Below are 21981 nucleotides of genomic sequence, written 5' to 3' on the forward strand. Positions count from 1 at the left end.
TATCTTTCCTGACAATATGAACGGGAAACCAATACCAACCGGAAAAGCATTAATGCCGGCACAAAATCTTTTTTATACCTAAAACCTACGTCAATGCGTTACCTTTTTGGGGTTGTTTTGTTGCTCCAATCCCTTATCGCTTTATCACAGGGTGAGCACTATAATTTTTCAAAGCTGAATACCTATAATGGCTTGTCTCACAACCAGGTAAACGCAGTGTTAAAAGACCAGGACGGCTTTTTGTGGTTTGGGACTACGTACGGATTGAATCGCTATGATGGTTACTCCTGCAAAGTATTTCGTAAAGATCATAATGACAGTACTTCTCTGAAGGGCAATTATATCACTTGCTTTTACGAGTTACCCGGCCGGAAAATGTGGGTGTCAACGACGAACGGTCCTTGTATCTACAATCCGGATACAGAAAAGTTTGATGCAGATGATAATCGCTATTTATCTGCTATGGGTTTACCTGCAGGTGCAATTTCCAGTATAGTTAAAGGAAAGGACGGGAGATACTGGTTTCTTTATCAGGACAAGGGCTTGTATTTGTATTCCGCCAACGATGGAAGCGTAAAATTGTTTAACCCAGAGGGAGGCATTCCCTCTGCTGAAAGGATTACTTCCATAAAAGAAACAGGGGATGGAAAGTTATGGCTGGTATATCAGTCCGGCCTTTTGCAGAAGTATGATGTACAGTTGAGGAAAGTTATATTTTTCAGTACTGCACTGCAAAAGCAGCATAAAGGGGGAAATCCTGTTAACCTTTTTGTTGACAACGATGGCGATATATGGTGCTGGAGTTACAAAAATGGCCTCTTTTTTTTCCATCCGGAAGATAGCAGCGTTATTCATATGGACAAAAACTCGTTTCCTGTAAAGCTAAAGTCGGACCTGGTGAGCCAGGTTGTTCAGGATAATAATGGGCTGATTTGGGTGGGAACAGATCATGGAGGTATAGCCCTGATTGATAAAAAGAACAGATTTAATACCACTTTTCTGTTGAATAATCCCAATGATCCTAAAAGCATCAGCCAAAACAGTATCACTGCCATCTATAAAGATAATCAGGGAATTATCTGGCTTGGCACCTATAAGCAAGGCGTAAATTATTATAATAGTAACGTTGTACAGTTCTCTTATTTTCATCACCGGGAATCAGATCCAAAGAGTTTGCAGTTTGATGATGTGAACCGTTTTGTTGAAGACAGATCCGGCAATATCTGGATAGGCACCAATGGAGGAGGGCTGATTTATTTTGACAGAAAGAATAATACTTTCAAACAGTACCTGCACGATCCCAATAATAGCAATAGTTTAAGTAATAATGTGATTGTGAGCCTTTGGATTGACCAGGAAAACATCCTTTGGGTGGGGACCTATTTCGGAGGTCTTAACAGTTTCGATGGTAAACAGTTTACGCATTACCGGCATCATGATAACGATTCTTCCAGTTTAGCAGATGACATTGTGTGGGACATATTTGAGGATAGCGACCGGCAATTATGGGTAGGCACTTTGGGGGGCGGGCTGGATCGTTTTGATAGAGCTGAAAACCGCTTCTACCATTATAAAAGCGGGGGAGGTTCAAATTATATTTCTGCCATTATGCAGGATAAAAAAGGGGATTTGTGGATAGGCACCAGTGGGGGGATTACTGTTTTTGAAAAGAATAAAGCAACAGCTATTTATCAGCATACAAACAAGAAAAACAGTCTAAGTGACGATGGTATTTTCTGCCTGTTGGAAGACAGTAAGGGGCAGATTTGGGTGGGAACGAGGGAAGGACTTAATTTGTTTAATAAGCAAACAAAAGAATTTCAGACTTTCACCACTTCAGACGGTCTTCCGGACAATATGATATTAAACATCCTGGAGGATGCTCATCAAACGCTCTGGATTTCCACGCCGAATGGACTCTGCAACGCTGTTCCCAGACAAAATGATAACCACATCACTTTTGCAGTTGTTAATTACGATGCAACCAATAATCTGCAGGACCGGGAATTCAATGATAATGCGGCACTAAGAACACGGACAGGGGAATTGATCTTTGGAGGGCCGTCAGGATTTAATATCATCAATCCTGCCTCCATTAAACATCCTGTTGGCCACGCTGCAATTGTTTTTACCGGGTTTCAGATACTGGATAAAAATATAGAACCTGGTGAACGGATTAATAACCGGGTATTGCTGAACCGTGCTTTATCACAACTGCAAAGTATTGATCTGAAATATAAGGAAAATGTTTTCTCTATAGACTTTGCCTCACTTGATTTTTCCCATAACCGCAATGATAAATATGCATATATGCTGGAAGGGTTTAATGCCGGCTGGCTGTATACAAACGATAACCAACGTAGAGCCACCTATACGAATCTTAGTCCTGGTCATTATATTTTCAAAGTAAAAGTACTGGACAGGACGGGGGCATGGAGCGAAGTGAAAAGCTTGCAGATCAATATTGAGCCACCATTCTGGCGAACTCCCATTGCATACTTTATATATCTGCTGATCGCCGCTGCCCTGTTTTGGCTTATCCGGCGGATTACCTTAGACAGGATACATATGCGCTTTGAAGTCAGGCAGCAACGCAGAGAAGCCGAAAGGGCCTATGCGCTGGAACAGTTGAAGACAAAATTCTTTACCAATGTAAGCCATGAATTCCGTACGCCATTAAGCCTTATCATTGCGCCGCTGGACAAGATCATTAAACATACTGCTGACCGGGAACAGGTAGAACAACTGAACCTGGTTCAACGGAATGCAAAACGCCTGTTGAATCTGGTAAACCAGCTGCTGGATTTTAGAAAGATGGAAGTGCAGGAAGTAAAACTGCATCCTGCCGTAGGGGACATTGTCAGTTTTTGCAGAGAAACCAGCCATTCTTTCACCGATATTGCAGAAAAGAAGAAAATCCGGTTTTCATTCTCGTGCGACATTGACCACCTTGAGATTTATTTTGATAAAGATAAAATCGAAAAGATTTTATTTAACCTGCTCTCCAACGCTTTTAAGTATACCTATGACAATGGAGAGGTGCGTGTTAAACTGACCTATCATCCGCCTGTTGTTAATGAAGCCGATGGAACAATTGCCATCAGCGTAAAAGATTCCGGTATCGGTATTCCAGCCGCTCAGCATGAAAAAATCTTCGAACGATTTTTTCAGACCGAAGTACCGGAAAGTATGGTCAACCAAGGGACCGGTATTGGGTTAGCCATTACAAAGGAGTTTGTAAAATTGCATAATGGTATCATCACAGTGGAAAGTGAGCCCGAACAGGGAACCTGTTTCACTGTGCAGCTTCCAGCCAGGAAGATGTATGTTGCCCCCCCGTTTGTGACCCCGCCAATAGCTGCGGAAGAAGGGGAGCAATTGATAATTGAAGAAGTTAAGAAAAGGTCCGGGAAAAAAACAATTATGATAGTGGAAGATAATGAGGACCTGCGCTTTTATTTAAAAGATAACCTGAAAGAACGCTATCATGTAGCGGAAGCGACTAACGGAAGGGAGGGGTGGGAGAAAATAAAACAGATTAACCCGGATCTTGTGGTAAGTGATATTATGATGCCTTTAATGGATGGAGTTGAATTGGCCGGGAAAATTAAGTCTGAAACACTCACCGCGCATATCCCCGTTATCTTGCTTACGGCGATGGGTAGTGAGGAAAAACAGTTGGAGGGCTTGAAGGCAGGAGCCAATGATTACATTACTAAACCTTTCACCTTTGAGATTTTGTCCTCACGCATTAATAATCTGATAGCACAGCAACAATTATTGAAAAAGCGATTCCAGAAGCAGATAGAGGTCAGCCCGGAAGAGGTGACGATAACGCCCGTAGACGAAAAATTCCTGAAACAGGCATTGGAGATCATCGAAAATCAAATAGATAACCCTGATTTTTCTGTAGATGAATTCAGCAGACAGATGTTCATGAGCAGGGTCACCTTGTACAGAAAGATAAATTCCCTCACCGGCAAGTCACCGTTAGATTTTATACGGTCCATCCGATTGAAAAGAGCTGCTCAATTATTAAATAAAAGTGGAATGTCTATTGGAGAGGTGACATACCAGGTAGGATTTAATAATCCCAAAGTATTCCGTAAACTTTTTAAAGAAGAATTCGGAATTACTCCTTCAGAGTATGCCGCGAATCTTAAAAATAAGCACCTTTAATCACCCTCTTATCAGGATATTACCAATAATATTCAATCATTTGTAACATTTGAGTCCTGTTATTGAATCATTTGGGGCCCCGGTTTCTGATGGTGTAGCGCTAGTTTTACACCATCTAATCCACGTATATGAACTTTCGATTGTTGCTACTAGGTCTGCTGACTTTTGTATTCGTAAATAAGTTGGTAGCTGTGCCGCCTGCCTATATCACTTTGCCGAATGGGGTGATAATTTTCACGGATTCTCTTAGTACGGGTTCTCCACATGCCGTTAAGCTTGAAGTAATAGCAGATAATATTATAAGGGTAATTGCGGCGCCAGGTAAAGAAATAGCACCCGGAAACAGCCTGGTTACTGTTTATGAAAAGCGACCGGCGCTTACCTGGGATATCGTTCCCTCTAAGGAAAACCTGATACTCAGAACAAAAAAGTTAATGGTTACCGTTAACCGCAAAACCGGGGCGGTTACTTTCACAGACCTGACTGGCAAAAAAATATTGGCTGAAAAACAGCCATTTGGGCGAAATTTTCAGTCTGCCGTATTTGACGGCAAACGATACTATACGCTTACACAAACATTTCAGGGCTCAGATGGAGATGCGTGGTATGGACTCGGACAACACCAGGATGGTATAATGAATTACCGGGGCCAGCAGGTTACTTTCTTCCAGAATAACACCGAGGTCGCCGTTCCTTTTTTAATCTCCAATAAAAACTATGGTATTCTGTGGGATAATTATTCCCTGACCAGGGCAGGTGATATCAGGCCGCTTCATTCACTTTCTTCCATGCAGCTTTTTTCGAAAAAGGGTGAGCCAGGATGGCTTACGGCCTCCTATGCCAATGATACGCGTAAGCCGCAGGAGATAAGTATAGAAAGAGCAGAGACCAGTATAGATATGGAGTTCCTGGGAGAATCGAAGATCCATTTACCCGGAGAATTTACGCCTGCCACCGGTATGGTTACCTGGGAAGGGATGCTTTCCAGCAACCTGGCCGGTATTCATCAATTCCGGTTCGTTTATGGCGGCTCGCTGAAGGTGTGGCTGAACGGCAAGTTAGTACTGGACCGTTGGAGAAAGGCATGGAATCCGGCATCTGCAGTAGTTCCATGGGATTTCGAAAAAGGAGCAAAGGTGCCAGTAAAGATTTTATGGACACCAGAAGGAGGCGAATCCTATCTTTCTTTAAAATGGCAGGAACCATTGAACGAGGAGCAACAGAACAGTTTTGGTTTTTGCTCCGAAGCCGGTAAACAGGTTGATTATTATTTTGTGTATGGCGATAACATGGATGAGGTCATCTCCGGCTATAGAACGCTTACCGGTAAAGCGCCTATTGTACCCAAATGGGCATTGGGCTTCTGGCAAAGCAGGGAAAGATACAAAACACAGGAGGAAATCGTTTCCACTGTTGATGAATTCCGTAAGAGAAAAATCCCTATCGATAACATTGTACTCGATTGGAGTTATTGGAAGGAAGCTGAATGGGGCAGCCAGGAGTTCGACGAAAAACGTTTCCCTTCTCCCGACAGTATGATTGAGGTATTGCATAAAAAATACAATACCCAAATCATGATCTCTGTGTGGCCGAAATTTTATAATGGCATATCAGCCTATAACGAGTTTGATAAGAATGGATGGCTGTATAAAAGAAATATAGCCGATCGGCAAAGAGATTGGATAGGTAAAGGATACGTTTCAACTTTTTATGACGCCTTTAATAAGTCTGCCCGGAAAGGATTTTGGGACCTGATCAATAAAAAAATTTATAGTAAAGGAATTGACGCCTGGTGGATGGATGCCAGTGAGCCGGACATCCTGTCTAATGTAAATCCGGATAGAAGGAAACTACAGATGACCCCAACAGCTTTAGGTAGCGCCGCTGAATTTCTGAATGCCTATCCACTGCAAAATGCAAAAGGAATTTATGAAGGACAGCGCTCTACAGATCCCGACAAAAGGGTTTTTCTGCTGACCCGTTCCGGCTTTGCAGGCTCACAGCGTTATGCTGCTGCTATATGGAGTGGTGATATTGGTTCGACCTGGGTTGATATGAAAGCGCAGATAGTAGCAGGAGTGAATTTTTCTATGTCCGGGCTTCCCTATTGGACCATGGATATAGGAGGTTTTGTGGTGCCCGCGAAGTTTGAAAAACCGGATAGTGAAAGCCTGGAGGAATGGCGGGAGCTCATGACCCGCTGGTCACAGTTCGGCGCATTTGTTCCTTTGTTCCGCTCACATGGACAATTCCCTTATAGAGAGATATTTAATACTGCGCCCGATGATCATCCTGCTTACAAAAGCTTTCTTTATTATGATAAACTGCGTTACCGGCTGCTGCCTTACATCTATTCACTGGCCGGCTCAGCTTACCATGATGACTATACCATCATGCGCGGGCTTGCAATGGACTTCCCAAAAGACACTGCAGTATTAAATATTCCCGACCAGTATATGTTTGGTCCTGCGTTACTGGTAAATCCTGTTTGTGAATACCAACAAACCCAACGTGCCCTGTATTTGCCTGAGAGTGCAGGCTGGTATGATCTCTATTCAGGGAAGTGGTACGCCGGTGGTCAAAAAATTACAGCTGCTGCTCCTTATGAACGCATGCCCCTGTTTGTAAAAGCCGGATCCATACTCCCTTTCGGCCCGGAATTACAGTATACCACAGAAAAACAGGCGGATACTATCACCTTGAATATTTACACCGGGGCCAACGCATCTTTTAACCTTTATGAAGATGAAGGTGGTAATTACAATTATGAAAAGGGCGCTTTTGCTATCATCCCTGTAAAGTATGACGAAGGCACGGCGACGGTTACAATAGGAGACCGGAAAGGTTCATTTAGCGGCATGTTGAAGAAAAGAACATTTCGTATTAACATGATAACACCTGGTCATGCCAGGCGCCTGGATGTTGACGCAACATGCGATAAAGAAGTGGTTTATGAAGGAAAATATCTAACTATAAAAAAATAGCCAATTTAAATTCACACGTATGAAGTCAGCCAAAATTATTCGTTTGCCAATATTGCTGCTATGGGGTATTTTGTTTTTTACCCTTGGCAAAAATAGCTCTGCACAAACTGCGAAGGTGAGCGGAGCAATCACCAGTCAGATCACCTCCTTGCCGGTTTCGGCGGCATCAGTATCGGTAAAAGGTACTCAAACCTCCACTATTGCTGATGAAGCAGGAAAGTTCGCTATCACTGCATCTATCGGCGATATCCTTGTTATTTCTTCCGTTGGTTTTATCCCCCGGGAGGTGAAAGTAACATCGCATGAATTGAAAATTCAATTGCAGGATGCAGAAAGTCAATTGGAAAATGTGGTGGTGATTGGATATGGTGTACAGAAGAAAAAGCTTGTGACGGGGGCCAATGTGCAGGTGAAAGGTGCAGATATTCAGAAACAGAATACCACTAATGCACTGCAGGCATTACAGGGACAGGCGCCCGGTGTACAACTGACTACTTATTCCGGACAGCCCGGAGCTGGTATGAATGTGATTATCCGTGGCAAAGGTACCGTAGGTAATTTTTCTCCGCTTTACATTGTAGACGGGGTGCAAACCAGTGATATTTCCTACCTGAACCCGGCTGACATTGCATCAATAGACATCCTGAAAGATGCCGCTTCCGCCGCTATTTATGGCTCCCAGGCGGCCAATGGTGTTATATTGGTGACTACCAGAACGGGAAAAGTCAATCAGAAGCCACAGGTAACCCTGGATGCTTTTTATGGTGTACAGAACGTGGCGCGCAAAGCAAAATTACTGAATGCAAAAGAGTATGCTACCATCATCAATGAAGCGGCTGTCAACTCCGGTAAGGCACCCTACTTCAGTGACGACGTAGTAAACAACCTGCCGGTAAATACCAACTGGATGGATCAGATGTTTAAAAGCAATGTGCCTACCCAAAACTATGTACTGGGAATACAAGGTGGCGGAGCTAATTCTATTTATTCCATGTCTCTCGGATATACCAGTCAGGGTGGTATTGTGGGCGGTTCCGATATTTCTTATTTCGACCGTTACAATTTCAGAATAAACTCTGAACATAATCTGTATGAGAATATTGTTAAGATAGGAGAGCATCTTACATTCAATTATCAGAACAATCATGGTATTTTGGTAGATGGGCAATACAACAATACTTTACGCAGTGCTTTCGGCGTAAGTCCTTTTCTGCCTATGTATGATTCTGCCGGTAATTATTTCAGCAGTGACAGAAAAGGCTGGTATCCCGGAAAGCCTGACCAGTCGTGGAATAATGGAGAAGCCAATCCCTATGCCGTTATGGATTATACCACGAGGAACCGGAACAGCAGCCAGGGGTTATTTGGAGACGTATACATACAGGTAGAACCCATTAAAGGGTTGAAGTTCCGGTCAAGCCTCGGTTTAAATTATTACTCCAACCAAAGCCACGGCTATACGCCGGTGTATCACCTGTCTATTTATTCCTTTAATGATACGGCCAAGGTAACGCAGTCTATGGGTAATGGACGGACCATCCAGTTCGATAATTTGCTTAGTTATGATTTTAACGTGCATACGGATCATCATTTCAGTGTGATGGCAGGTAGTTCGTCGCTGAAGCAGCAAACCGTGGCTATGAACGGTAGTAACTGGGATCTGCGTATTGCCGATATGCAGCATGCTTACTTATCTGTTGCCCAGAATGTGAACAGGGGTGCACCTTATATGAGCGTTGGCGGTGGCCCGACTGCCAGTGCTTTGCTGTCTTTTTTCGGAAGACTGCAATATGATTTTCAGGAAAAATATTTATTGAATATCACTTTCAGGGGAGACGGATCATCGAAGTTTGCAGCGGATAAGCGTTGGGGTTATTTCCCTTCTGTATCTGCAGGATGGGTAACTACCCGGGAAAACTTTATGCAGGGTATTCAATGGCTTGATTTCCTCAAGATACGTGGTAGCTGGGGACAAGTGGGTAATCAGAATGTAGATGCTTATCAGTTTTTATCGCCTATCAGTTTCTCCAATGCCGGTTATATATTCGGACCTGTTGAAGGGGTAAACACACAGGGGGCTTATCCAAGCCGTATTGCCAATCCAAATGTAAAATGGGAAACTTCAGAACAGACCAATATTGGTTTTGACGCCGTTGTGTTACAGCGCCTGAATGTGACTTTTGATTATTATGTCAAAAAAACAAAGGATTGGTTAATCAGAGTGCCCATCCTGGCTACTGCCGGAGCTGATGCGCCGCTGATTAATGGTGGTGATGTGAAAAATACGGGTGTTGAGCTGGGCCTTAGCTATAGCAACAGTATAGGTAAAGATTTTAGTTACACGATTGGTATAAACGGCGCATATAACAGGAACAGGATAGGAAATATACCTACCAACGATCATGTGATCCATGGTAGTACCAATTCGTTATATGCCAATGCAGGCGAGTTTTACCGTGCCGCAAACGGAGAGCCTGTTGGGTACTTCTGGGGATATAAAACTGCCGGTCTTTTCCAGACTGCAGAAGACGTACAGGCTTATAAAGGAAAAACAGGAGCGCCTATTCAACCTAACGCCAGGCCGGGTGACGTTCGTTATGTTGACTTAAATGGAGATGGCGTTATTGATGCTGCTGACAAAACAAAAATCGGAGATCCTAATCCTGACTTTACATTTGGTTTTAACATCGCCCTTGGGTGGAAAGGTTTTGATTTCTCCGTGCAGGCATCCGGCGTATCAGGTAATCAACTGGTGCAGTCATGGAGAGGCCCGGGTGGTTTCGCCAATTACTCCACTGAAATTCTGGGCCGCTGGCATGGTGCCGGAACTTCCAACAGCATTCCAAGGGTAACAGAAGACGGCACCAACTGGGCCCAGTTCTCTGACTTGTATGTTTACGACGGCAAGTTTCTTCGCATCAACAATATTACGTTAGGCTATGACTTTTCGCATCTCGTGAAGAAAAGTTACCTGGGCAAAGTGAGACTATATGCATCTGTACAAAATGCTTTCATTCTTACCAAATATAAAGGCATGGACCCTGAAGTAGGCTATAATGAAGGCTTTTCGTCCGGGGTGGACGTAGGTTATTATCCGCGGCCCAGAACTTTTATGGTAGGCGCAAATCTCCGTTTTTAATTTAAAATGAATTGGCGATGAAAAACTTAAAATCTTATATACTGGTTACGGCGCTGTTATCATTGACAGCCTGTAAGAAAAACTTTCTGGATACAGAAGATGTAACCTCCGCAACCGAACAAAATTTTTACAAAACACCCAATGATGCCTGGAAGGCGCAGGTAGGTGTTTATGATGGGTTACAGCGGGTTTGGTCAGGGGGGATAGCCTTTCCTGTGGCTTCTACCATTATGTCTGACGAAGCATTTGGTGCTACCGGTAATGCCGACGGATTTGGCTATCAGATGATGGATGAATTTGACAAGCTCCGTTCTCCTTCAGATCAGGATCTGTTTGGTGATTCCTGGGGCCTTTACTATAAGGCTATTTACCGCGCTAATATGTTGTTGTCGCATCTGGATGGGGTGAATTGGGGCGGAGATGCCAGTTCACGTAATATCTACGAAGCGGAAACAAGATTTATCCGTGCCTATTGTTACTTTGACATGGTTCGGTTATGGGGGAATGTTCCGCTGATTACCAAGCCTACCACCGATAATGTGCCGCAGGCCAATGCCGATGATGTTTATAAGCTGATTACGGACGATTTGAAGTTTGCGGCTGCTAACCTGGCGGCTACCAGTTACGGTAGTCAGCCTGCCTCCACCCATGGGCGGGTAACCAAATGGGCGGCTGAAGCCTTGCTGGGCCGTGTATTTCTGTACTATACCGGTTATTATAACAAACCAGACCTGGTGGGAGCCGTGTCAAAAGCACAGGCCCTGGCCTATCTGGAGGATGTTATTACTAACGGCGGATTTGGCCTCGTTGAAAAGTTTGCCAACTTATGGCCGGCGGCTTCGCTGAATGACTATGTGGGAGAAGATAATAAAGAAACGGTATTTGCTATCAAGTATACTTATACCAGTGACTGGAATGGGAATTCAGATGGTAATAACTGGATGGTATTGTATGGCATTCGGATTCAAAGCATTTATCCTTATGGAATGGGCTGGGGCGGCGCCACTATAAATCCAAAACTCTGGAATGCCTTTGCGCCAAATGATAGCCGTAGAAACGCTTCTATTATTTCTATAAAGGATGAAAAACTTGATTTTCAGAATATAAAAGATCAGAGAGAATATACAGGCTATACGATTAAAAAGTATACACCGATGGCAGATGAAGCAGGAAGAAGCCTGGCGGAAAAAATGGGAGGGGCGAGCTTTATGATCAGTCAGTACCAGGACTATGTGTCTATCCGCTATGCAGATGTATTGTTAATGGCCGCTGAATTAGGGTCTGCCAATGCGCAAAAATATTTTGATGATGTCCGCAAGAGAGCATTGGGTGCCGCTTTTGTTCAGCTTCCGGTAAACCAGGCCAATATTATGAATGAAAGGAGACTGGAATTTGCCGCAGAGGGAATCCGGTACTGGGATTTACTTCGTCAGGGAATAAATGTGGCTGCTGCTGCTATTGCGGAATCAACCACTGTTCAAAATGGAGGCGTAAACACCACTAAAACTATTCTGGCATCCAAGGTAGTGGAAACAAAAGGCCTGGTACAAATACCGTATACACAAATCACTTTATCTAACAGCGTACTGAAACAAAACGCGGGATGGTAGTTCCTTGCGTCCTCTTTTAATTTAGATCATCCATTCTAATTATATAATCTGGAAAGCCGGGTGGGGAGAATTTGCGGATGTTGGATGAATGCAATCATGATGATCCCGGCTTTCCAGATTTTAACAACCGGGTGTTATTTCTATAACGCGATAACCGGAAGACAGGAATATATTGATAGAGAATGGATCCCAGACCAGGGGAAATGACAGGCCAATTGTAACAATTGAGGCCCATAGTTGAATCAATCGGGTACCCGGGTAGAGCTGTCGTCACTATATCTTTACAACATTTAATCCACGTATATGAAACTACAATTGATGCCACTCCGCATGCCCGGTTATATTCCCCTTAGGGAGTTTTTACCCGGCTATGCTACCCATAGGGGAGCATCCGGAGTCCTTTTTACCGTTATGAATGCTTTACTCTTTCACTTATCTCAAACTTTTAAAGTGCATGTCGTCCGACCGCACCAGCTTCCATTAAGCATTGTACTTTAACAGGTGATTCCTGTTTGAAGTGTACCAACGTTATGAAATTTCCTCTCCCACTGTTGGAGATAATCATCCACTTAAGAAAAAAATTAAAAATGAAGTCAACCAAAATGATTCGCTTGCGAATACTACCGCTATTGGGTATCCTTTTGGGATTCCTTTCCAGCCCCCCTCTTTCTGCACAAACAATTAAAATAGCCGGTAAGGTGATCAATAAAAGTAATTCCTCTCCCATCCCGGGTGCAACCGTTACCTTAAAAAATACCAGTCGCTTTGTTATTACAGATGAAGCAGGCAAGTTTACTATCGATGCTGCTACCGGGAATATACTTGTCATTTCAATAATAGGTTATCAGAAAAGAGAAGTTTTAGTTAACAAAAGTACTTCCATTGAAGTAGCATTAACAGAGAATATTTCACAACTGAGCGATGTGGTGGTGATTGGCTATGGTAAAGTAAGACGGCCTGATGTAACCGGCGCTATATCTTCTGTTTCCGGTGATGAAATCCGTAAAACACAGCCGGTCACCTTTGACCAGGCTTTGCAGGGAAAAGTTCCCGGGTTAGTGGCGCAGCAAATATCGGGTCAGCCGGGAGGAGCAGTGTCTGTACAGATCAGGGGGCTGTCATCTTTTGGAGGAAGTTCACCAATGTATGTCATTGATGGGATTATTATCGGTGGTACAGCCACATTAGGTGCCGGCGTGAATCCACTGGCGGGAATCAATCCATCAGAAATTGAATCTATTGATGTATTGAAAGATGCTTCTGCAACAGCCATTTATGGCTCCCAGGCGACCAATGGTGTAGTGGTAATCACAACAAAGCGGGGGCAGGTTGCTCCACCAAGCATTACCTACGATATGTACACGGGCTATCAGCAAATACCAAAGAGATTACCCCTGATGAATTTAAGAGAGTATGCCACGTTTATAAATGATAGAAACTCAGGATTGGGCTGGGGGTTTGATACACGTCCGGAATTTGTGAATCCGAAGTACCTGGGCAACGGCACCAACTGGCAAAAAGAACTTTTTAGAAATGCGCCCATGTCCAACCATACGCTCACCATTAGCGGAGGGGATACCAGAACACAATACCTGCTGTCCGGTTCTTATTTCAATCAGGAAGGTATTGCACTTGGGTCCAACTTTCGCAGGATGTCTTTAAGATTGAATCTTGACAATAAAACAACTGATTGGCTAAAGATAGGTACCAGCCTGCAATTGGTTAATATCAAAGAGAGTGTAAATTCTACCAGTTCGAATGTCATCAATACGGCATTGAGCCAGACACCGGATATAGCAGTGAAAAATGAGGATGGTAGCTGGGGCGGCGCTTACAATCCGAACGGATGGGTCAATAGTACGGTGAACCCTTATGCCATCGCCCTTATCAATAAAGACGAAGCAAAGAGAAACCAGCTTTTTGGTAATCTATATGCAGAAATAGCTTTTACCAGGGATCTGACGCTTAGAAATGAAGTAACAGGAAGCTTTTCGATGGCTACAGAAGACCGGTTTAATCCTTCCTATACTTTCGGTCTGGTAAAAAATAATACGAACAGTGCATCGTATAATTTTTCTCAAAACTCATATACCACGCTGAGAAACTTTCTGACCTATTCGCATTTGTTTAAAAACAGGTATAACGTAAATGTGTTATTGGGACATGAAGCACAGCTGGGAACCAACGAGAATTCCTCTACAGGCAGAAGTAACTTTCCGTCCAACAATGTGCAGGTAATCAGCAGCGGAGATCCTACCACTGCCACCAATTCCGGCAGCAAAGGCCAAAGTGCCCAGGAATCATATTTTGGCCGCATCAACTTTGGACTCAATGATAAATATCTCTTTACTGCCAATGTCCGGGCAGACGGATCTTCAAAGTTTGCTCCGGATAGCCGCTGGGTGACTACCTACTCAGGCGCCTTTGCCTGGAAGTTGAATAATGAAGAATTTTTAAAGCAGGTGAAAGCTGTGAATGAGTTAAAGTTGCGTTTGGGTTACGGTTTAACGAATAACCAAAATATCCGTGACTATGCCTATACATCCACACTTGCGACGGTAGCTACCGGGCTGACAGGTATTGCACAACTGACCCAAAATGTTGGTAATCCATATGTGCAATGGGAAAAAACAAAATATGCGAATATAGGATTGGACGGTACACTTTTCAGCTGGAGAATAAATTTCTCGGTAGATTTTTACAATCGTAAAACGGATGGATTGGTGTTGCAGATTCCTTTGCCTTTGTATTCCGGTACGGCTATTGGCTATTCGCCAGGATCACTGGATGCTCCATACGTCAATGTGGGTACAGTGAACAACAAGGGTTTTGACTTTAGAATCAGTTCTACCAATATTAAAGGAAAAAATTTCACCTGGAAAACAGATGTAACGGTTTCGCGTAATATTAATGAAGTATTGAAGCTCAATACAGATGGTGCGTCATTGGACAGGCAATATAGTAAAACAGTGGTGGGCAGGTCCATCGGCGAGTTTTATGGGTATGTGATTGACGGCGGTGTATTTGCAACGAAAGAAGATTTTAAGACACACGCTTTGCCTACTAAAAATGGCGTGCCATTGCCGGTAGGAGCTGCCGGTGGAAGTATCTGGTATGGTGATCTGAAGTTCAAAGATTTTAATGGTGATGGTGTGATTGATGAACATGATCAAACGTTTTTGGGTTCTCCCATTCCCAAATACCAGATCGGTATCAACAATACTTTTTCGTATAAAAATTTTGATCTGAATATATTTTTTGCTGCCAATATCGGCAATAAAGTATATAATCAGCTTCGTATAAATGGCGAATATCCCGGTACCAGTTATGGATATCTCAGGTCATTAATGGACTATGCGAAACTTACTTTGATTGATCCGAATGGAAGCGCTACCAGTATTGATAATATAAAGGTGACTAACCCAGAGACCAGGATTGTGGGTCTGCGAAATGACAATACCAATGATAATAACCGGAACTCTGATAAGTTCGTGGAAAGTGGAACTTTTTTAAGATGTAAGAATATCTCTTTAGGATATACGCTTCCCGAAAGCCTCATTTCAAAGGCCAGCATTAAGTACCTGAGGGTATATTTCAATGTTTCAAATGCTTTCATCATTACCAACTACAAAGGGATGGATCCGGAAATTGGATCATGGGATCCATTGACTGCTGGTGTAGATGGTGGTTATTATCCGCAGCCCCGCGTGTTTACCATTGGTGCCAACATTAAATTGACCAAATAAAATATTCATCTATTAATATCAATAGTTATGAGATCAATATTGGATAGAATAATTGCATTCCTGTTAATAATAATAGTGATGACGGGATGCTCCAAAAGTTTTTTGGATCGTCCGCCGTTGTCACAAATAAGTGCCGATAATTTTTATCAGAATGCCAGTGATCTGAGGTTGGCAACAGCAGCATTATATGCTGGCACCCCCTGGGCCGACTGGAATTACAATTGTTATTTACCTGTTGGCGAAGTGTTGAGTGGAAATATGGCGGTTGGTTACTGGGGAGATGCGGTGCAGTTGAATACGTTTACCGTTACCGGTATGAATGGAATTATGATTGCCAACTGGAAGTCGATGTATAAAATCATCGCTCATTGTAATGTGACCATTAATGCCATCCTGCAAAAAGCACCTAACACCATTTCTGATAAGGACAAAAATGCCGCTATTGCCGAAGCCCGGTTTATACGTGGATTTGCTTATTATAACCTGGCGGTGTTATGGGGTGCTGTTCCTGTTATTGAAGATAACAGCAAGCTGATTGTTTCTCCGCTGGTTAATCGTATAAAAACGGAAGACGTATATAAATTCGCTATCAATGATCTGACATTTGCTGCCGGGCATCTCCCGGCTAACGATGCTGCAGGAAGAGTTACTACCTGGTCTGCAAAGGGCATGCTGGCAAAGGTTTATTTAACGGCAGCCGGCTTGAATCAGCAGGGTACCAGAAATCAGCCATTTCTTGATAGTGCGGCAAAATATGCGGGCAATGTGTGTAAGAACAGTGGGCTGGCATTGGCGGGTAATTATGCCGATCTTTTTAAAACCCAGTTTAATGATAATCCAGAGTCATTGTTTGCATTACAATGGGCTCCGGGTGGCGGCTGGCTGGAAGGCAATATGCTACAGGTGTATTCTCCGGGTGGTACCGAAATATCTGCCAACGGCTCGGCTGGTTGGTTTGCCATCGCGCCAACTGTGGACATGTACAAGTTATACGCTACAAGAGATTCGGTAAGGCGTAAAGCAACTTTTATGATCAACGGCGACTATTATCCGGAACTGAATGCCGCCGGCGGTGGATTTAAGTTTACGGGAGCATGCGGATTGAAAAAGCATGTTATCGGCACCAACAAGGATAATAATGCGCCTACCATGACCTTAACATCTTCCACAGAGCACAATGCTTTATTAAGGCTGTCGGATGTTTATCTCCTGTATGCGGAAGCTATTTTGGGTAATAATGGTTCCACGAGCGATGCCGATGCCCTTTTGTATTTTAACAAAGTTCGTACGAGAGCCGGTATGCTCCCGGCACCTAAAATAGACGCCGACTCCGTGCTTATCGAAAGAAGAATAGAACTGGCAGGAGAGGGTCAGTACTGGATAGACCTGGTGAGGTTATCTTATTATAATCCGGCAAAGGCAATCAATAAATTAAAAGGGGAAGCACGCGTAACCTTTACACTGCCAGGTGGTGTTTTAACGCCTGCCGATCCATATGGGGTGATTACTCCTCCCACTATTCAAAGCTTTACTTTCCCTATACCTTCTTCTGAGGTGACTGCCAATCCGAAACTACTGGAACCTCCGGTATCATATTACTAACCACTAAAAATTATTATACCGTGAATAAAGTAACATTCCATCCGCTATATAAAAGTTTATCGCTTTTCACGCTTGCCGTATTGTTTACCTGTATACAATCGTCCTGTAAGAAAGATACAACAGGGGCAGCGCCGGAAATCACAAGCGTTAGAAATTATGCCGCATCTCCGGCCGACACCCTTGTAGAAACGATTACTACCGGCCAATGGGTAGTGTTGATAGGACATCACTTAAAGGATGCAGTACAGATATCTTTTAATGGGGTACCAGCTACTATCAACAGTGTGATGTTTTCCGATACCAGTGCTGCAGTGTTGGTGCCTGCTGTGATACCGTTTCCCTCCGTACCTGCGGAAACGTTGAATACCATCCGTTATATTACCCGGCAGGGAGCTACTACTTATACATTCAGTATTGCTGCGCCACCGCCTTCTATCACGGCTGTTTCCAACGAAAATGCGAATGAAGGGGACTCCGTGTATATCTCCGGGCTGAATTTATTTTTTATAAAGCAACTCAGCTTCGCCGGTACAGTGATTACAAAGTATAAGGAAGCCAACGACGGGACCTCTGTTGGATTTGTATTGCCAAAGCTTACCCAAAGCGGGCCGGTAGTCGTTACAACCAAGTCCGGTACATTCACTACGCCGTATAACGTAAATGATGTCAAAACAGGTGTGCTCTGTAACTTTGACGATATTAATACCTACGATTGGGGGGGCGACATTCTTAACAGCAGCATCGCTTATCCAGGTAACAAGGGCAGTTATGCCGTGCTGAAGTACGGCGCATTATCAGCCGGTGATGGTAGCTGGTGGGGCGGCGGACGGAGTATAAATATGAAGAAAGTACAATGGCTGCCTGTAGATAGCCTGAATGTGCCCGTTGATAATTATGCATTGAAATTTGAAATCAATGTTCCTGTACCATGGTCTGCTACTTCTATTTACGCGATAAAGGGCTATTCCTTCGATTATCAGGCCCGCTATGAACCCTGGCAAGGTACAAATGGCGCCGTTACTCCTTTTACTACAAAAGGCTGGAATACCGTTACCATTCCGCTTTCATTGTTCAGAACCAATGATGGAAAAGGCACTGCTGCCAGCGACCTGACTACTTTGCTGGGCGAAACCGCCAACGGTGAAATAAGTATCCAGACGAAAAATTATTCCGGCACTGCTACCACCTCGGGATTACAAGCTGCTATTGATAATATCAGGGTAGTGAAAATTAAATAGGATCCATAAATTTTAATCCAATTATATGAATATGAAAATCACCAGAGGATATACGATTATTGGCCTGGTCTTTTTTGCCGTAACCGCTGCTTACTGTAGTAAGAAAAGCAGCGTTACACCGGAATTATCCGTTTCTTCCTCCGAAATTATTTTTGCACCGGAAGGAGGTGCGGTGGATATCGCTGTTACCAGTAACGTAGACTGGAGTATGAATAACCCTGCTGATGGTTGGCTGCAAGTAAGCCAGCCATCAGGCAAAAGCGGAACGGCGACCGTCCATGTAAGCACTACGTCCAATACCACCGGTGCAAGCCGCTCCGCCGTGTTAGTGGTAAATGCCGGAACCAGCCAGGTACGCCGGGTTAACATAAAACAAGCCAGCAGCCTGTATCCTTCTTACAACCTATCACCGGTGCCGGCAGATGCCAGCGGCATGGGAAGCAACGCGGTACAACTGGCCGCCAAATTCAACCTCGGCTGGAATATTGGAAACACCCTGGAAGCAATTGGCGGAGAAACTGCGTGGGGAAATCCTTTGATCACAGAAAGCTATATCAAAGCGGTAAAGCAGCAGGGATTTAATGCTATCCGGCTGCCTTGCTCCTGGAACCAGTTTTCAGACAAAGCAACGGCTAAGATCCAGGATGACTGGCTTAACCGCGTAAAACAGGTAGTACAGTATTGTGTGAATAACGATATGTACGTTTTACTCAATATCCACTGGGATGGTGGCTGGCTGGAAAACAATATCAGCAAACTGAAACAGGATTCAGTTAATGCAAAACAAAAAGCCTTCTGGGAACAAATTGCTACCAAAATGCGTGATTTTGATGAACACCTGATGTTTGCCAGCGCCAACGAACCGGCAGCGGATATCCAGGAACAAACAGATGTACTGGCCGGCTATCATCAAACCTTCGTTAACGCAGTTCGCTCTACAGGCGGCCGTAACAGCTACCGGGTACTGGTGCTGCAGGGCCCTTCCACGAATATTGAAAAAAGTTATGAACAGATGAATACACTTCCAACAGATATCGTGAAAGACCGTTTGATGGTGGAAGTGCATTATTACTCTCCTGCCCAGTTTTGTATCCTGACGGATGGCGACGCCTCCTGGGGTAAAATGTTTTACTACTGGGGCACCGGCCATCATTCTACCATTGAGCCCGACAGAAACGCTACCTGGGGCGAGGAAAGCGATGTGGACAAGTCCTTCCGTTTGATGAAAACCAAATTTACGGATAAACAAATCCCGGTATTATTAGGCGAATATGGTACCTACCGCCGTGGCAACAGCAAGTATGTTCCTAAAGACCTTGCTACTCACAATGATGCAGTGGATTATTGGCTGACCTATGTTACCAGACAGGCCATTGCCAATGGGGTAAAACCTTTCTACTGGGATACCGGCGGCGCATTGGACAGACGTAATAATACCGTGCGTGATCAACGCACGTTGGATGCGCTCAGAGCGGGCAGTAATTAATGATTAAGTACAAACATGGTAAGTATGAAGTTTTCGATTGGCGTTTTTTTCTTTTTTTCTTTTTATGCATTGTCCTCGCTTGCTCAAAAGACAACCGTGCAATCGCCGGATCAGCGGATAAGTGTTGCTTTATTTTCTACTCAGGAAAATAATATAGGAGGATGGTATATTAAAGCATCTTACAATAATAAGGGAAAGGTGGTGGAAGTGATTCCCCGCATCGATATTGGACTGGTACGCAGCGATCAGGAATTTTCAAAGGAACTAAAATTTCTTAAAGCAGGTAAACCCAGGCTAATTCATGAACAGTATACTGCATCACATGGTAAAAGATCAGTTTGCACCAATGATGGGAATGAAGTAACTGTTTCTTTTGAGAATCCTTCCAAAGCTAAGATGAACCTTGTTATCAAGGCTTATAACGATGGCATTGCTTTCCGTTATGAGTTCCCGGAGAAACAGGGCACGTTTGTCGTAAAGGATGAACTGACTGCCTATACTATTCCTAAAGAAACAAACCGATGGATGGAGAAATGGAATACGGCCAATGAAGGATTTTATACTTCCATGTGCGATAGTAGTATTCAAAAACAACAATGGTGTTACCCGGCACTATTTAAGGTAAAAGATAATTCCTGTTGGTTCCTGTTACATGAAGCCGATGTAACAGGGACCTATTGTGGTACCAAACTCAGTAACACAAATGATGAATCAACATACAAGCTGACATTTCCGGATCAGGGAGACGGGAGAGGACTGGGTGCATCACAACCTACCATCACGTTGCCCTGGCAATCTCCCTGGCGTGTAATCATTGCAGGTACCCTGCCCGACATTGTAGCATCTACGCTGGTGGATGATGTATCTGCTCCTTCCGTTGTAGCACATACAGACTGGATTAAGCCTGGCATTGCATCCTGGAATTACTGGTCCAGCAATCACGGTACCAGGGATTATAAAATTGTTTGTGAGTTTGCCGACCTGGCAGCAGAAATGAACTGGCCCTATACCTTGCTCGACTGGGAGTGGGRTGTTATGAGTAATGGAGGGAACCTGGAGGATGCACTTCAATACATTCATTCAAAAGGCGTGAAGCCATTGATGTGGTATAACTCTGGTGGTCCTCATACTTATGTTGGTTCCACTCCCCGCGACCGGTTGCTGACCCATGAAAAGAGGGTGGAAGAATTTACGAAATTGAAGAAGCAGGGCGTTGCAGGTATAAAAGTCGATTTCTTTGAGAGTGAGAAGCAGGATATGATTCAATACTATCTCGATATCCTGAAAGACGCGGCGGATTTCGAAATCATGGTTTACTTCCATGGTTGCCTGGTACCAAGGGGGTGGACAAGAACTTATCCGAACCTGATGACATACGAGGCAGTACGCGGAGCAGAGTGGTATAACAATGGCCCCGATTTTACCATGGCTGCCCCGGCGCATAATACAATTCTTTCTTTCACCCGCAATGTAGTGGGGCCAATGGATTACACACCGGTTACTTTCACGAATTCCCAATATCCACATATCACTTCGTACGGGCATGAGCTGGCATTGAGTGTGGTGTTTGAATCCGGCATTCAGCACCTGGCAGATCGTCCGGACGGCTACCTCCAGTTGCCTGATGCTGCCAAAACATTGCTGAAAGAAGTTCCGGCTGCATGGGATGATACCAGATTGCTGGCCGGTTATCCCGGTAAAGAAGTTATGCTGGCACGCCGTAAAAATAATGCATGGTTCATTGGTGGCATTAATGCTGAAACGTACGAAAAGAAAGAAAAGATAAGTTTCAGCTTTCTGCCTGAAGGGATTAAATATAAGCTGACATTGATTAGCGATGGCGCGCATGATAAAGCCTTTACAACGCGGTATTTAACGGTGGACAAATCCAGTTCCGTAGAAGTTGAAATGCTGCGCCGCGGTGGATTTGTGGCAGTAGTCAAGCCAATACCATAGTAACAGCGATGGATATCGCCATCTTAGCTAACATGCAAAGG

General features: G+C 44.0%; 9 protein-coding genes. All 9 read left to right on the top strand.

The window, feature by feature from the left end; genetic code table 11:
* Positions 1 to 93 precede the first annotated feature (93 nt).
* Entirely contained in the window at positions 94 to 4179 is a 4086-nt protein-coding gene (locus AB4Z08_RS21955; protein ID WP_441575927.1) for a hybrid sensor histidine kinase/response regulator transcription factor, read from the top strand.
* Positions 4180 to 4307: 128 nt separating this feature from the next.
* The gene (locus AB4Z08_RS21960; RefSeq protein ID WP_441575928.1) at positions 4308 to 7163 is read left to right on the top strand and encodes a TIM-barrel domain-containing protein; all 2856 of its coding nucleotides are present in this window, start codon (positions 4308 to 4310) and stop codon (positions 7161 to 7163) included.
* A gap of 19 nt (positions 7164 to 7182) precedes the next feature.
* Complete coding sequence (locus AB4Z08_RS21965; RefSeq protein ID WP_441575929.1) at positions 7183 to 10302, top strand: SusC/RagA family TonB-linked outer membrane protein; 3120 nt, start codon at positions 7183 to 7185, stop codon at positions 10300 to 10302.
* Positions 10303 to 10319: 17 nt separating this feature from the next.
* A complete protein-coding gene (locus AB4Z08_RS21970) occupies positions 10320 to 11912 on the top strand; it encodes a RagB/SusD family nutrient uptake outer membrane protein (RefSeq protein ID WP_441575930.1) in 1593 nt (530 codons plus the stop codon).
* A gap of 587 nt (positions 11913 to 12499) precedes the next feature.
* Positions 12500 to 15658, top strand: coding sequence for a SusC/RagA family TonB-linked outer membrane protein (locus AB4Z08_RS21975; RefSeq protein ID WP_441575931.1), 3159 nt, complete (start codon positions 12500 to 12502; stop codon positions 15656 to 15658).
* A 27-nt stretch (positions 15659 to 15685) separates the two neighbouring features.
* Positions 15686 to 17260, top strand: a complete 1575-nt coding sequence (locus tag AB4Z08_RS21980; protein WP_441575932.1) for a RagB/SusD family nutrient uptake outer membrane protein — start codon at positions 15686 to 15688, stop codon at positions 17258 to 17260.
* A 20-nt stretch (positions 17261 to 17280) separates the two neighbouring features.
* Positions 17281 to 18498 (top strand): glycan-binding surface protein, encoded by a 1218-nt coding sequence (locus AB4Z08_RS21985; RefSeq protein WP_441575933.1) that lies wholly within the window; start codon positions 17281 to 17283, stop codon positions 18496 to 18498.
* Between the two features lie 31 nt (positions 18499 to 18529).
* On the top strand, positions 18530 to 19984 hold the full coding sequence (locus AB4Z08_RS21990; protein WP_441575934.1) for a cellulase family glycosylhydrolase: 1455 nt from the start codon (positions 18530 to 18532) through the stop codon (positions 19982 to 19984).
* 24 nt (positions 19985 to 20008) lie between these two features.
* Entirely contained in the window at positions 20009 to 21940 is a 1932-nt protein-coding gene (locus AB4Z08_RS21995; protein WP_441575935.1) for a glycoside hydrolase family 97 catalytic domain-containing protein, read from the top strand.
* The last annotated feature ends 41 nt before the right edge of the window (positions 21941 to 21981 follow it).

This window comes from Chitinophaga sp. RAB17, from assembly GCF_052114225.1.
GTDB lineage: Bacteria > Bacteroidota > Bacteroidia > Chitinophagales > Chitinophagaceae > Chitinophaga.

What these genes read in the sequence shown, in the direction of transcription:
- AB4Z08_RS21980 (WP_441575932.1), top strand. Translation starts at nt 15,686, where the DNA reads ATGAGATCAATATTGGATAGAATAATTGCATTCCTGTTAATAATAATA.
- AB4Z08_RS21970 (WP_441575930.1), top strand. Translation starts at nt 10,320, where the DNA reads ATGAAAAACTTAAAATCTTATATACTGGTTACGGCGCTGTTATCATTG.
- AB4Z08_RS21955 (WP_441575927.1), top strand. Translation starts at nt 94, where the DNA reads ATGCGTTACCTTTTTGGGGTTGTTTTGTTGCTCCAATCCCTTATCGCT.
- AB4Z08_RS21960 (WP_441575928.1), top strand. Translation starts at nt 4,308, where the DNA reads ATGAACTTTCGATTGTTGCTACTAGGTCTGCTGACTTTTGTATTCGTA.
- AB4Z08_RS21975 (WP_441575931.1), top strand. Translation starts at nt 12,500, where the DNA reads ATGAAGTCAACCAAAATGATTCGCTTGCGAATACTACCGCTATTGGGT.
- AB4Z08_RS21990 (WP_441575934.1), top strand. Translation starts at nt 18,530, where the DNA reads ATGAAAATCACCAGAGGATATACGATTATTGGCCTGGTCTTTTTTGCC.
- AB4Z08_RS21965 (WP_441575929.1), top strand. Translation starts at nt 7,183, where the DNA reads ATGAAGTCAGCCAAAATTATTCGTTTGCCAATATTGCTGCTATGGGGT.